Source organism: Bacillus sp. YP1 (assembly GCF_000877815.1).
GTDB classification, from domain to species: domain Bacteria; phylum Bacillota; class Bacilli; order Bacillales; family Bacillaceae; genus Bacillus; species Bacillus subtilis.
The window spans coordinates 3,412,783-3,426,880 of record NZ_CP010014.1 but is presented as its reverse complement, the minus strand read 5'-3'; the positions used below and the strand labels follow the sequence as shown (position 1 = coordinate 3,426,880).

The following is a 14,098-nucleotide window of genomic DNA, read 5'->3' as shown; positions in this document are numbered from 1 at the left end:
ATTTTTTAAAAATAATCTTTTACATCGGCCTTAAAAACCATGTACAATAGTGATGGTAAAAACAAAGAACAGGATACGGATAGGAGAGGATCTCGCTGATGAAACATTTACCTGCGCAAGACGAACAAGTGTTTAACGCCATTAAAAATGAGCGTGAACGCCAACAGACTAAGATCGAATTGATTGCTTCTGAGAACTTTGTAAGTGAAGCGGTTATGGAAGCACAAGGATCTGTTTTGACAAATAAGTACGCAGAAGGATATCCGGGCAAACGCTACTACGGCGGATGCGAGCACGTCGATGTCGTTGAAGATATCGCCCGTGACCGCGCGAAGGAAATCTTTGGAGCGGAGCATGTAAACGTTCAGCCTCATTCAGGCGCACAAGCAAACATGGCAGTGTACTTCACGATTTTGAAGCAAGGCGATACTGTACTTGGGATGAACCTCTCCCACGGCGGCCATTTAACACACGGAAGCCCAGTCAACTTCAGCGGTGTTCAATATAACTTTGTTGAGTACGGCGTAGATAAAGAAACTCAATATATTGATTACGATGACGTGCGTGAAAAAGCCCTCGCTCATAAACCGAAGCTTATCGTAGCAGGAGCAAGTGCGTATCCTCGTACAATCGACTTTAAGAAATTCCGTGAAATTGCTGATGAAGTCGGCGCTTACTTCATGGTGGATATGGCACATATCGCAGGACTTGTTGCGGCAGGCCTTCATCCAAACCCGGTTCCTTACGCTGATTTCGTTACAACAACAACACATAAAACACTTCGCGGTCCTCGAGGCGGTATGATCCTTTGCCGTGAAGAGTTTGGCAAGAAAATTGATAAATCGATCTTCCCTGGAATTCAAGGCGGCCCGCTGATGCACGTTATTGCCGCAAAAGCTGTTTCATTCGGTGAAGTATTGCAGGACGATTTCAAAACATATGCACAAAACGTCATTTCAAACGCGAAACGTCTGGCTGAAGCCTTAACGAAAGAGGGCATCCAGCTCGTTTCAGGCGGAACAGACAACCACCTTATCCTTGTTGATCTTCGTTCGCTCGGACTGACTGGTAAGGTTGCGGAGCATGTACTTGATGAAATCGGTATTACGTCTAACAAAAACGCGATTCCATATGATCCTGAAAAACCTTTCGTAACAAGCGGCATCCGTCTTGGTACAGCTGCTGTAACCAGCCGCGGTTTTGACGGAGACGCATTAGAAGAAGTCGGTGCTATCATTGCGCTTGCATTGAAAAACCACGAAGATGAAGGAAAACTTGAAGAAGCAAGACAGCGTGTAGCTGCTCTGACTGATAAATTTCCTTTATATAAAGAATTAGATTATTAAGATCCTAAAACCCGCTTGGGCTTATGCCCGGCGGGTTTTTTGACGATGTTCTTGAAACTCAATGTCTTTTTTTGTAGAATCAATAGAAGTGTGTAATTGTTGATGGGACAATAAAAAAGGAGCTGAAACACAGTATGGGAAAGGTTTATGTATTTGATCATCCTTTAATTCAGCACAAGCTGACATATATACGGAATGAAAATACAGGTACGAAGGATTTTAGAGAGTTAGTAGATGAAGTGGCTACACTCATGGCATTTGAAATTACCCGCGATCTTCCTCTGGAAGAAGTGGATATCAATACACCGGTTCAGGCTGCGAAATCGAAAGTCATCTCAGGGAAAAAACTCGGAGTGGTTCCTATCCTCAGAGCAGGATTGGGAATGGTTGACGGCATTTTAAAGCTGATTCCTGCGGCAAAAGTGGGACATGTCGGCCTTTACCGTGATCCAGAAACCTTAAAACCCGTGGAATACTATGTCAAGCTTCCTTCTGATGTGGAAGAGCGTGAATTCATCGTGGTTGACCCGATGCTCGCTACAGGCGGTTCCGCAGTTGAAGCCATTCACAGCCTTAAAAAACGCGGTGCGAAAAATATCCGTTTCATGTGTCTTGTAGCAGCGCCGGAGGGTGTGGAAGAATTGCAGAAGCATCATTCGGACGTTGATATTTACATTGCGGCGCTAGATGAAAAATTAAATGAAAAAGGATATATTGTTCCAGGTCTCGGAGATGCGGGTGACCGCATGTTTGGAACAAAATGAAAAATGAAATCCCCAAAAGGGGGTTTCATTTTTTTATCCAGTTTTTTGCTATTCGGTGAATCTGTATACAATTATAGGTGAAAATGTGAACATTCTGTGGAGACGTAAAGTATAAAAAGTTTTTTAACTTTAAACAGATTGACACATGTTAGGGGCTATTGTATGCTAAACGAGGGTATTATGAGAAGGTTTTCATAGCTTTCATTATAGTCCTCATCCTCAATGTAAACCCTCTCAGCAAACCCGTATTATGAGGATTTATTTAAGCGAATGAAACAGCATCCCTGCAAGGCTTGCGGATGAATGATTTTTTCGAACAGGCCCGTTTTGCCGGTCAAAAAAGGTCTTCTACTAAGGGTTAACCGCTGATTTTTGCCGTATCCAAGCTATACATTATTTTTTCATCAGGAGACAGATAATTGATGGACGATCCCAAGCTTACATTTAGCAGACAACGCAAATATTTATTGTTCATTTTGGCAGTGTATGTACTGGGTTATGGTTTAACAGCGTATAAAACCGTTTTTTTAGGCCTTATTCTGGGAACTGTTTTCAGTTTGTTTAATTTTTTACTGCTCGTCAGAAGAATGAATGCTTTTGACAGAGCTGTTGAGAAAGGAAAGTCCATACGATCTCTCGGGAGCGCAGCGCGGTGGTGCAATGCGATTCTTGCTGTGGCTGTTGCCTATAAAAATCCCGAATACTTTCATATGGCAAGTACAGTTATTGGATTAATGACAATATACCCTGTCATTATGATAGATTCCTTTATCCAGCTTAAACGTTCATCAATGGAAGAGAGGTGAAAACCCTTTGAATCATGGTTACAGAACTATAGAATTTCTAGGTCTTACTTTTAATCTGACAAACATTCTGATGATTACTGTGGCGAGTGTGATTGTTTTATTGATTGCTATATTGACGACAAGAACGCTTTCGATCCGTCCCGGAAAAGCCCAGAACTTTATGGAATGGATTGTTGATTTCGTCCGCAATATTATTGGCAGTACAATGGATTTAAAAACAGGGGCTAACTTCTTGGCACTTGGTGTCACATTGCTGATGTACATATTTGTGTCGAATATGCTGGGGCTGCCGTTCTCTATTACAATCGGACATGAGCTCTGGTGGAAGTCTCCGACAGCCGATCCTGCCATTACATTAACGCTAGCCGTGATGGTTGTTGCTTTAACCCACTACTATGGTGTGAAGATGAAAGGGCTCAAGGAATATTCCAAAGACTATTTAAGACCTGTTCCATTCATGCTCCCGATGAAAATCATCGAAGAGTTTGCGAATACGCTGACTCTAGGTTTGCGGCTGTATGGTAACATCTTCGCCGGTGAGATTCTTCTCGGCCTGCTTGCGGGATTAGCAACAAGCCATTATTCGCAAAGCGTGGCTCTCGGTCTTGTCGGTACAATCGGTGCCATTCTGCCGATGCTGGCATGGCAAGCATTCAGTTTATTTATTGGTGCTATCCAGGCATTTATCTTTACAATGCTGACGATGGTGTACATGTCTCATAAAATCAGTCATGATCATTAAAACATTATATCCAAACGGATAACATTTTAAAGGAGGAACTTTTTCATGAATTTAATAGCAGCTGCGATTGCAATTGGTTTAGGCGCACTTGGTGCAGGTATTGGTAACGGTTTGATTGTTTCACGTACGGTAGAGGGGATTGCCCGTCAGCCGGAAGCAGGTAAAGAACTGAGAACTCTTATGTTCATGGGTATCGCATTAGTTGAAGCCCTTCCTATTATCGCTGTCGTTATCGCATTCTTAGCGTTCTTTGGCTAAGCATAAAAGCCTTATATGAACTAAAAATGGCGAAGATCATTCCAAGAGAACCTTCGCCATTGCTTTATGTCTGATAAGCATCCCGCCTTGCCGGCTGAAAAGAGACAAGTGCGGCTGCTGGATCAGCAAAGAAAAACCTGCAGAAGGGAGTTGCCGTAGTAGATGTCTCAATTACCACTTGAACTAGGATTGTCGTTTAACGGCGGAGATATCCTGTTCCAACTGTTAGCTATGTTAATCTTATTAGCGCTTCTGAAGAAATACGCTTTAGGGCCGCTATTAAACATAATGAAACAGCGTGAAGACCACATCGCTGGAGAAATTACGTCTGCTGAAGAAAAAAATAAAGAAGCGCAGCAGCTGATTGAAGAGCAGCGCGTTCTTTTAAAAGAAGCAAGACAGGAATCCCAAACTCTTATCGAAAACGCAAAGAAACTGGGAGAGAAGCAAAAAGAAGAGATTATTCAGGCTGCACGTGCAGAATCTGAACGTCTGAAAGAAGCAGCAAGAACTGAAATCGTGAAGGAAAAAGAACAGGCGGTTTCTGCTCTCCGTGAGCAAGTAGCGTCTCTTTCTGTCATGATTGCGTCGAAAGTGATCGAAAAAGAACTGGATGAACAAGCGCAAGAGAAATTGATCCAGGACTATCTTAAAGAGGTAGGAGAAAGCCGATGAGTGGATCAGCTGTCTCTAAACGATATGCATCAGCTCTTTTTGATATAGCCAATGAGTCCGCTCAGCTGAATCAAGTAGAAGAAGAGCTAATTGTTGTAAAACAAGTATTTCAAAATGAAAAAGCGCTTAATGATGTGTTGAACCATCCGAAGGTGCCGGCTGCGAAGAAAAAAGAGCTGATTCAAAATGCATTTGGCTCTTTGTCACAGTCCGTACTCAATACGATTTTTCTTTTGATTGACCGCCATCGTGCCGCGATTGTCCCTGAGCTCACAGATGAGTTTATCAAACTCGCAAATGTGGCCCGTCAAACAGAAGACGCAATCGTATATTCAGTGAAACCGCTGACGGATGCAGAAATGTTACCATTATCACAAGTGTTTGCAAAAAAAGCTGGAGTCGCTTCACTGAGAATCAGAAATGAAGTGCAGACGGATTTAATAGGCGGCATTAAAGTCCGCATTGGAAACCGGATTTATGACGGCAGCGTAAGCGGGAAGCTTCAGCGCATCGAACGTCAATTAGCCGGGGAAAATCGATAGAAGGGGTGAAACCTAAGTGAGCATCAAAGCTGAAGAGATTAGCACGCTGATAAAACAGCAAATACAAAATTATCAATCTGATATTGAAGTTCAAGACGTAGGTACAGTCATCCAAGTCGGTGACGGTATTGCACGTGTGCACGGCCTTGACAACTGTATGGCCGGTGAACTTGTCGAATTTTCAAACGGTGTTTTGGGTATGGCTCAAAACCTTGAAGAATCAAACGTAGGTATCGTCATCTTAGGACCTTTCAGTGAGATCCGTGAGGGAGACGAAGTAAAAAGAACAGGCCGCATCATGGAGGTTCCTGTTGGTGAAGAGTTAATCGGCCGTATTGTAAACCCGCTAGGCCAACCGGTAGACGGACTTGGCCCGATCCTTACAAGCAAAACTCGTCCGATTGAAAGCCCTGCACCAGGCGTTATGGACCGTAAATCCGTTCATGAACCGCTTCAAACCGGTATCAAAGCGATCGATGCACTGATTCCAATCGGCCGCGGCCAGCGTGAGCTGATCATCGGTGACCGTCAAACAGGTAAAACATCTGTTGCGATCGATGCGATCCTGAACCAAAAAGACCAAGACATGATCTGCGTATATGTTGCGATCGGCCAAAAAGAATCAACAGTCCGCGGCGTAGTAGAAACATTGCGTAAACACGGCGCGCTTGATTATACAATTGTTGTAACGGCGTCTGCCTCACAGCCGGCACCGCTTCTGTACCTGGCACCGTATGCTGGGGTTACAATGGCAGAAGAATTTATGTACAACGGCAAGCACGTTCTTGTTGTATACGATGATCTTTCTAAACAAGCGGCCGCTTACCGTGAGCTGTCCTTGCTTCTTCGCCGTCCGCCAGGCCGTGAAGCGTTCCCTGGGGATGTATTCTATCTTCATTCCCGTCTGCTTGAGCGTGCAGCAAAGCTTAGCGACGCGAAAGGCGCAGGATCAATTACAGCTCTGCCGTTCGTAGAAACACAAGCCGGAGATATCTCTGCTTATATTCCGACGAACGTCATTTCCATCACCGACGGACAGATCTTCCTGCAATCTGATTTGTTCTTCTCAGGCGTACGTCCAGCGATCAATGCCGGATTGTCTGTATCCCGTGTCGGCGGCTCAGCGCAAATCAAAGCGATGAAAAAAGTATCAGGTACTTTGCGTCTTGACCTTGCGTCATACCGTGAGCTGGAAGCATTCGCTCAATTCGGTTCTGACCTCGACCAAGCGACTCAGGCAAAACTGAACCGCGGTGCGCGTACAGTTGAAGTGCTGAAGCAGGATCTGAACAAGCCGCTTCCGGTTGAAAAGCAAGTAGCTATTCTTTATGCGCTGACAAAAGGATATCTCGATGATATTCCTGTGGCGGATATCAGACGTTTTGAAGAAGAGTACTACATGTACCTTGACCAAAACCATAAAGACCTGCTTGACGGAATTGCGAAAACAGGAAACCTTCCTGCTGATGAAGACTTCAAAGCTGCAATCGAAGGCTTCAAACGCACATTTGCACCAAGCAACTAACTCGAATGCTGATGAGAGAAAAAGGTTCTCTTTTTCTCTCTTTTTACGCAGATGAAGAGAAAAGGTGGTGAAATCTTTGGCCTCATTACGCGATATTAAGTCAAGGATCACGTCAACGAAAAAAACAAGTCAGATTACAAAAGCCATGCAGATGGTATCTGCGGCTAAGCTGAATCGTGCTGAAAACAATGCAAAATCATTTGTGCCATATATGGATAAAATCCAAGAGGTTGTGTCAAACGTCGGAAGAGTTTCCGGCAACGTGAAGCACCCGATGCTTCTCAGCAGAGAAGTGAAAAAAACGGCATACCTTGTCATTACGTCTGACCGCGGTCTTGCCGGCGCTTTTAACAGTTCGGTTTTACGGAGTGCTTATCAGGCCATGCAAGAACGTCATCAGTCTAAGGATGAGTATGCGGTGATTGCCATCGGAAGAGTGGGCCGTGATTTCTTTAAGAAACGGGAGATTCCGATCATTTCCGAGTTAACAGGACTTGGAGATGAAGTAACGTTTACAGAAATTAAAGATCTTGCCCGTCAAACGATTCAAATGTTTATAGACGGTGCGTTTGATGAATTGCACCTTGTTTATAACCATTTTGTCAGCGCCATTACTCAAGAAGTAACGGAGAAAAAACTTCTGCCGTTATCTGATTTGGGCAGCGGCGGCGGAAAAAGAACGGCGTCTTATGAATTTGAACCATCTGAAGAGGAGGTTCTGGAGGTTTTGCTTCCTCAATATGCAGAAAGCTTAATCTTCGGTGCGCTTCTTGACAGTAAAGCAAGTGAGCACGCTGCAAGAATGACGGCGATGAAAAACGCGACAGACAACGCGAAGGAACTTATCGATTCACTTTCGCTTTCTTACAACCGCGCTCGCCAAGCAGCCATCACACAAGAAATTACGGAAATTGTCGGCGGAGCAGCCGCTTTAGAATAGAAAGATTTTGTCAGGAGGGATAGCGATGAAGAAAGGACGCGTTAGCCAGGTATTAGGACCGGTCGTCGACGTGCGTTTTGAAGACGGTCACTTGCCTGAAATTTATAATGCGATTAAAATTTCACAGCCAGCTGCAAGTGAAAACGAAGTAGGTATTGATTTAACGCTTGAGGTCGCTCTTCATTTAGGTGATGATACAGTCCGTACAATCGCAATGGCATCTACGGATGGTGTTCAGCGCGGTATGGAAGCTGTAGATACAGGAGCGCCAATCTCAGTACCGGTTGGTGATGTAACACTTGGACGTGTATTTAACGTTCTCGGAGAAAATATTGATTTGAATGAGCCGGTTCCTGCGGATGCGAAAAAGGATCCGATTCACAGACAGGCGCCTTCATTCGATCAGCTTTCAACAGAAGTTGAAATTCTTGAAACAGGTATTAAAGTTGTTGATTTGCTTGCTCCTTACATTAAGGGCGGTAAAATCGGATTGTTCGGTGGTGCCGGTGTAGGTAAAACCGTATTAATCCAGGAATTAATCAACAACATCGCGCAAGAGCACGGCGGTATCTCTGTATTCGCCGGCGTAGGAGAGCGTACTCGTGAAGGAAACGACCTTTTCTACGAAATGAGTGACTCTGGCGTAATCAACAAAACAGCCATGGTATTCGGACAAATGAACGAGCCGCCGGGCGCACGTATGCGTGTTGCTTTGACAGGCCTTACAATGGCTGAGCACTTCCGTGATGTACAAGGACAGGACGTACTGTTCTTCATCGATAACATTTTCCGTTTCACACAAGCGGGTTCAGAGGTTTCAGCCCTTCTTGGCCGTATGCCTTCAGCGGTTGGTTATCAGCCGACGCTTGCAACTGAGATGGGTCAGCTCCAAGAGCGTATCACGTCTACGAACGTTGGATCAGTTACATCTATCCAGGCGATCTACGTGCCTGCCGATGACTACACTGACCCGGCGCCGGCGACAACGTTCGCTCACTTGGATGCGACAACAAACCTTGAGCGTAAATTAACTGAAATGGGTATTTACCCTGCGGTTGATCCGTTGGCATCTACATCACGCGCCCTTGCTCCTGAAATTGTCGGAGAAGAGCATTATGCGGTTGCGCGTGAAGTACAGTCAACGCTTCAGCGTTACAAAGAGCTTCAAGATATCATTGCGATTCTCGGTATGGATGAATTAGGCGAGGAAGACAAACTTGTCGTTCACCGCGCACGCCGTATCCAGTTCTTCCTTTCTCAGAACTTCCACGTGGCTGAACAGTTCACTGGACAAAAAGGTTCTTACGTGCCTGTAAAAGAGACGGTACAAGGCTTCAAAGAAATCTTAGCCGGTAAATACGACCATCTTCCAGAAGATGCGTTCCGTCTTGTAGGCCGTATCGAAGAAGTTGTTGAGAAAGCAAAAGAAATGGGTGTAGAAGTTTAATCTGGTCCTAGGAGGGTAAAAGCATGAAGACCGTTAAAGTCAATATCGTTACTCCCGACGGCCCAGTATACGATGCGGATATCGAAATGGTGAGTGTGAGAGCCGAAAGCGGCGATCTCGGTATTTTGCCAGGCCATATTCCAACCGTGGCTCCTCTTAAAATCGGCGCTGTCCGTCTGAAAAAAGACGGGCAGACTGAAATGGTTGCCGTCAGCGGCGGATTTGTCGAAGTCCGTCCTGATCAGGTCACCATCCTTGCCCAGGCTGCCGAGACAGCAGAAGGCATCGATAAAGAGCGCGCTGAAGCTGCACGCCAGCGGGCGCAGGAGCGTTTGAATACTCAATCAGATGATACTGACATTCGTCGGGCTGAGCTTGCATTACAGCGGGCTTTGAACAGATTGGATGTAGCAGGGAAATAAGAAAAAATCCTTCTCTTTATGAGAAGGATTTTTTTATGAACGAACAAGAGAATCAAACAGCGACAGCAGCGGGCGATCCTCTTTTTGGCGCAGGTATAAACCATCACAGGCATTCATTGTATGCCACGATTTGCGATGTCTTCTAAAGCCAAGTGTATAAGCGCCGTCTTTATAGGGATAAGGTTTTACAACCCATTCAGCATCTTCATGGCGGGCAATCACGCAATCTATAAGATAAACACTGATCATTTTCTCGAATTCTTCAATAGGAAGATTCCAATCAGCAAGCAAAAGTTCTTGTATACTTTGAAAATAGAGGTTTTCAAGCTCTTCAAGGCTTTCTCTCGTATAAGTAAGAGAAATGTTAAAAAACTGACACAATTCATTCAGTTCTTCAATCTGTGACTGTCTATAATCGTAATAGAATGCAATTGCTTCCCATTCCTGATCAAAAATTGGCAGGTCCTCACCATATTGCTTTTCAGGCTGAAAAAAAGAATGATTCACATTTGCCAGCTCCTTTCCAATAAAGTATACCATGTAAAAGAATCGCACTTTAAGCGGGGATTAGCCCTAGATTTGGGTGATTATTCCGTTCTGTATAAAATGTATCATCTTTATCTGTGCTTCTTATATAATAAGAAAGGGTATGAACGCAGAGAAAGGAGTGTAATAGATGAGTGTATTGGGACAGCAGGCTGCAATCGGCATTGTCGTTCACCTGTTTTTTATAGCAGTGACTTGGTGGGCGTTGCAAGCCGTCAATATAGATCCGTTAATAAAAAAAGGCAAAGTCGTGCAGGCAAGACTCCTGATGATTTTGCTGACAATCGCCATTGGAACGGCCGTTGCCAATTTCTTTTTAGATTACCTCAATTATTCACAGCAGCTTCCCTATCTATTTTAATAGGTTTTGAACATTATTATCATTAAATGGTTGGGAGAAGCGGGTTGAGGCGAATAGCTCGAGTTTTGACGAAGATTTTTACGTATGGCGCCTCTTGCCTCCGGTAAAACTGGGGATAAGGGGGAGAGATGAACATGAAGAAAAAACAAGTAAGCCACGCTATTATCATTTCCGTCATGTTAAGCTTCGTCATTGCTGTTTTCCATACCATTCATGCGAGTGAATTAACGCCGTTAGCACAGATGGCAGAGGGGATGGAACGCCAAGATGTGCTAATAGATAAGTGGACATTGCATGCAAAACAAAACATGTCACTGACCGAAAAAGAATTTTATCAAAAAGTGCAACGTTTAAAATCAGAGTATCGTCAATATGATTGGACGATTGCACAGGAAGATAAAGTCGTAAAGGCAATTGGCACATATACTGACAAAAAAAATCGCACTTCTTTTAGACTGCAGCTTGTCACAACCCTCAAAAAACACAATCCAACTTCGTATTTATTATATGAGCAAATGAGTCTAGAGACACCGGATAGCTGGAATGATACATATGAACAGTTTGAACGGGAGACACTTGGGATATTCCAAGAAAAAGTAGTTATTTTTACTTGTCTAAATGGTCACTTAGATGATAATATGAATATTGTTTTGCAAAAAAAAGCAAATCAGTTATTAAATGAATTTCAAGCAAGATCAGTAGAACATGTAGTTGAGCCAAATTTCGTTTCTATTTCTGCGTTTACAGATGAGTGGGAAGAGTACATTATGACCTCGAAACATAAAATGAATTTGCAAATTGCACTTAGAAGTGCAGGAATGGGCGGAAAACATACCGTTACGGTTGGCACACCAATCGTTACGACTGAATATTAATATAGAGAATTTAGGGACGCGGAGGGGAATACCTTGGAAAAAATCATCGTCCGCGGCGGTCAGAAGTTAAACGGCACAGTCAAAGTTGAAGGCGCTAAAAATGCCGTTTTACCTGTTATCGCTGCATCTTTATTAGCAAGTGAAGAAAAAAGCGTAATTTGTGATGTACCTACGCTCTCCGATGTATATACAATTAACGAAGTGTTGCGTCATTTAGGAGCAGATGTGCATTTTGAAAATAATGAAGTGACTGTAAATGCTTCATACGCTTTGCAAACTGAAGCACCTTTTGAATATGTTCGTAAAATGCGTGCGTCTGTGCTTGTCATGGGGCCGCTTCTTGCGCGTACAGGTCATGCAAGAGTTGCACTTCCGGGCGGATGCGCAATTGGTTCCAGACCGATTGATCAGCATTTAAAAGGTTTTGAAGCAATGGGCGCAAAAATCAAAGTCGGTAATGGCTTCATTGAAGCTGAAGTAAAAGGCCGACTGCAAGGCGCAAAAATTTATCTGGACTTCCCAAGTGTAGGAGCTACAGAGAACCTGATTATGGCAGCCGCTCTAGCTGAAGGAACAACAACGCTGGAAAACGTGGCAAAAGAACCCGAAATCGTTGATTTAGCAAACTATATCAACGGCATGGGCGGAAAAATCCGCGGAGCTGGCACCGGCACCATCAAAATTGAAGGAGTCGAAAAGCTTCACGGCGTAAAACACCATATTATTCCTGACCGTATTGAAGCGGGCACATTTATGGTTGCTGCTGCAATCACTGAAGGAAACGTATTAGTAAAAGGAGCGGTTCCTGAGCACCTCACCTCTTTAATTGCAAAAATGGAAGAGATGGGTGTAACAATTAAGGATGAAGGTGAAGGTCTGCGTGTCATCGGCCCGAAAGAACTTAAACCGATTGACATCAAAACAATGCCTCACCCGGGCTTCCCGACTGATATGCAGTCACAAATGATGGCGCTTCTGCTTCGTGCAAGCGGCACAAGCATGATTACAGAAACCGTTTTTGAAAACCGTTTTATGCATGCGGAAGAATTCCGCCGTATGAATGGTGATATCAAGATTGAAGGACGTTCTGTCATCATTAACGGTCCTGTACAGCTTCAGGGAGCTGAAGTTGCAGCGACTGATTTGCGTGCAGGTGCAGCGCTGATTCTTGCGGGGTTAGTGGCTGAAGGTCACACACGTGTTACTGAATTGAAGCACTTAGACCGCGGTTACGTTGATTTCCATCAGAAGCTTGCCGCTCTGGGCGCAGACATCGAACGTGTAAATGATGAGTCTGCTTCTGAGCAAGAGAATAAAGAAGTCGTTTCTGACTTAAATGCATAAACTTACTTGAAAATCAGTATGTCACTCTGGCATACTGGTTTTTTATTTTTTGTGTATTATCATCATTATGCGCAAAATAGCAAAAAAGAATACGTAAATGACAAATAAAGTTTCTGTCCAAAACGAGAGTCATATTAGCTTGTCCCTGCCCATAGACTAGACTAGAGTCGAATCCCGAGCAGGAGGCAGCTGAATATGAAACAATTCGCAATCACACTATCCGTACTATGTGCATTGATTCTCTTGGTTCCCACACTCTTGGTTATACCATTCCAGCATAATAAGGAAGCAGGGGCCAGCGTAGAATCAGAAAAGACAGCAGTCAGCACGAAACCAGCATCGAAAGGAGCAGAAACATTGAAAGCTTCACCTGTTTCTATTCCCGTCTATCGAACCGCAAATCAATCCGTAGAAGACATTCCGCTTGAAGAGTATGTGATTGGAGTCGTCGCCTCCGAAATGCCGGCAACCTTTGAATCTGAAGCACTGAAAGCCCAGGCCCTCGCCGCCAGAACATTTATTGTCAGACTGATGGTGTCAAATTCAGCGGTTGAGGCTCCTAAAGGCTCACTGGTGGATGATACACAGATGTTCCAGGTGTATAAAAACAAAGCGGAGCTGAAAAAACAGTGGGGCACAAGCTATGAGACAAAACTGAAGAAAATCACAGCTGCGGTAGCCAGTACGCAAGGCAAAATCTTAACGTACAACAACCAGCCGATTGAAGCCTCCTTTTTCTCCACAAGCAACGGCTACACAGAGAATGCAGAAGCATATTGGACAAGTGCTATCCCATATTTAAAAAGCGTCAAAAGCCCATGGGATAAAAAGTCTCCGAAATATAAGGCAACGAAAACCTTTACAGCGGCAGAATTTCAGCAAAAGCTTGGCGTCAAGCTGGATGGATCTAGCGCAGTAGGGAAGATTACCGGCGAGACACCGGGCCACCAGGTTGCAACTGCCGTCATTAACGGCAAGACGCTGAAAGGAAGAGACATACGTGAAAAGCTGGGTCTCAACTCCGCAGATTTTGAATGGAAGCGAAATGGAGACACAATTACAGTCACGACGAGAGGATTTGGCCACGGTGTGGGGATGAGCCAATACGGAGCGAATTTTATGGCGAAAGAAGGCAAAACGGTTGATGACATTGTAAAGTATTATTACCAAGGCACACAAATTTCTGAGGCAGATTCGTTTTTGAATAAATATATGGCGAAAAAGTAGAAAAAGACGCTCATTGGGCGTCTTTTTCTGTTCCTGAATATCTTTTATCTAAGAGCAGCTGAAACGGTTTAGAGGAGCTTCTGGCCGTCTTTAAGGATCAGTCCTTTTTTCCTGATTTCAGGCTTTGAGATTGTGGTAAAGTCATCCACATTTGTCGACAGACTTCGACAGACTCATATAACGAAAGCCGAAAGGCGGACAATCTTCTCTTTTCATAGGGGCGTTAGGTGGAAATCACTAATAAAAACATAGGTTTCTATGCAAAAGTAAACAACAGC

16 protein-coding genes are annotated in these 14,098 nt (G+C 44.1%); 15 read left to right on the top strand and 1 reads right to left on the bottom strand.

The features are described 5' to 3' along the window. Positions 1-98: 98 nt before the first annotated feature. From glyA to QF06_RS16805, 11 genes are all read left to right on the top strand, one after another. Positions 99-1,346 (top strand): serine hydroxymethyltransferase, encoded by a 1,248-nt coding sequence (glyA, locus tag QF06_RS16855; protein WP_043940216.1) that lies wholly within the window; start codon positions 99-101, stop codon positions 1,344-1,346. A gap of 134 nt (positions 1,347-1,480) precedes the next feature. Then, positions 1,481-2,110 carry a uracil phosphoribosyltransferase gene (gene upp, locus QF06_RS16850; protein WP_003227670.1) on the top strand — a complete coding sequence of 210 codons (630 nt, stop codon included), beginning with the start codon at positions 1,481-1,483 and terminating at the stop codon, positions 2,108-2,110. Positions 2,111-2,532: 422 nt separating this feature from the next. Continuing rightward, the gene (gene atpI, locus QF06_RS16845; RefSeq protein WP_003243159.1) at positions 2,533-2,916 is read left to right on the top strand and encodes an ATP synthase subunit I; all 384 of its coding nucleotides are present in this window, start codon (positions 2,533-2,535) and stop codon (positions 2,914-2,916) included. A gap of 7 nt (positions 2,917-2,923) precedes the next feature. Next, a complete protein-coding gene (atpB, locus tag QF06_RS16840; protein WP_003242621.1) occupies positions 2,924-3,658 on the top strand; it encodes a F0F1 ATP synthase subunit A in 735 nt (244 codons plus the stop codon). A 45-nt stretch (positions 3,659-3,703) separates the two neighbouring features. After that, on the top strand, positions 3,704-3,916 hold the full coding sequence (atpE, locus tag QF06_RS16835; RefSeq protein ID WP_003151167.1) for a F0F1 ATP synthase subunit C: 213 nt from the start codon (positions 3,704-3,706) through the stop codon (positions 3,914-3,916). Between the two features lie 162 nt (positions 3,917-4,078). Continuing rightward, complete coding sequence (gene atpF, locus QF06_RS16830) at positions 4,079-4,591, top strand: F0F1 ATP synthase subunit B (protein WP_003244051.1); 513 nt, start codon at positions 4,079-4,081, stop codon at positions 4,589-4,591. Next, a complete protein-coding gene (locus QF06_RS16825; RefSeq protein ID WP_003243176.1) occupies positions 4,588-5,133 on the top strand; it encodes a F0F1 ATP synthase subunit delta in 546 nt (181 codons plus the stop codon). Before atpF ends, QF06_RS16825 begins: the two co-directional genes overlap by 4 nt. A 16-nt stretch (positions 5,134-5,149) precedes the next feature. After that, entirely contained in the window at positions 5,150-6,658 is a 1,509-nt protein-coding gene (atpA, locus tag QF06_RS16820; protein ID WP_003243657.1) for a F0F1 ATP synthase subunit alpha, read from the top strand. Between the two features lie 76 nt (positions 6,659-6,734). Beyond that, complete coding sequence (gene atpG, locus QF06_RS16815) at positions 6,735-7,598, top strand: ATP synthase F1 subunit gamma (protein WP_003244388.1); 864 nt, start codon at positions 6,735-6,737, stop codon at positions 7,596-7,598. A gap of 25 nt (positions 7,599-7,623) precedes the next feature. Then, positions 7,624-9,045 (top strand): F0F1 ATP synthase subunit beta, encoded by a 1,422-nt coding sequence (atpD, locus tag QF06_RS16810; RefSeq protein ID WP_003227686.1) that lies wholly within the window; start codon positions 7,624-7,626, stop codon positions 9,043-9,045. A 23-nt stretch (positions 9,046-9,068) separates the two neighbouring features. Further along, positions 9,069-9,467 (top strand): F0F1 ATP synthase subunit epsilon, encoded by a 399-nt coding sequence (locus tag QF06_RS16805; RefSeq protein WP_021480810.1) that lies wholly within the window; start codon positions 9,069-9,071, stop codon positions 9,465-9,467. Positions 9,468-9,500: 33 nt separating this feature from the next. On the opposite strand, the gene QF06_RS16800 is transcribed toward QF06_RS16805, so the two are convergent. Further along, complete coding sequence (locus QF06_RS16800; protein WP_043940215.1) at positions 9,501-9,974, bottom strand: hypothetical protein; 474 nt, start codon at positions 9,972-9,974, stop codon at positions 9,501-9,503. Between the two features lie 169 nt (positions 9,975-10,143). Between QF06_RS16800 and QF06_RS16795 the strand changes: the two genes are divergently transcribed. The 4 genes from QF06_RS16795 (at position 10,144) to spoIID (ending at position 13,820) form a co-directional block, all read left to right on the top strand. Further along, positions 10,144-10,374 carry a DUF1146 family protein gene (locus QF06_RS16795; protein WP_033883366.1) on the top strand — a complete coding sequence of 77 codons (231 nt, stop codon included), beginning with the start codon at positions 10,144-10,146 and terminating at the stop codon, positions 10,372-10,374. A gap of 134 nt (positions 10,375-10,508) precedes the next feature. Further along, positions 10,509-11,249 carry a YwmB family TATA-box binding protein gene (locus QF06_RS16790; protein WP_043940214.1) on the top strand — a complete coding sequence of 247 codons (741 nt, stop codon included), beginning with the start codon at positions 10,509-10,511 and terminating at the stop codon, positions 11,247-11,249. Between the two features lie 33 nt (positions 11,250-11,282). Then, positions 11,283-12,593, top strand: coding sequence for a UDP-N-acetylglucosamine 1-carboxyvinyltransferase (murA, locus tag QF06_RS16785; RefSeq protein WP_029726057.1), 1,311 nt, complete (start codon positions 11,283-11,285; stop codon positions 12,591-12,593). 195 nt (positions 12,594-12,788) lie between these two features. Continuing rightward, positions 12,789-13,820, top strand: a complete 1,032-nt coding sequence (spoIID, locus tag QF06_RS16780; protein ID WP_029318715.1) for a stage II sporulation protein D — start codon at positions 12,789-12,791, stop codon at positions 13,818-13,820. The last annotated feature ends 278 nt before the right edge of the window (positions 13,821-14,098 follow it).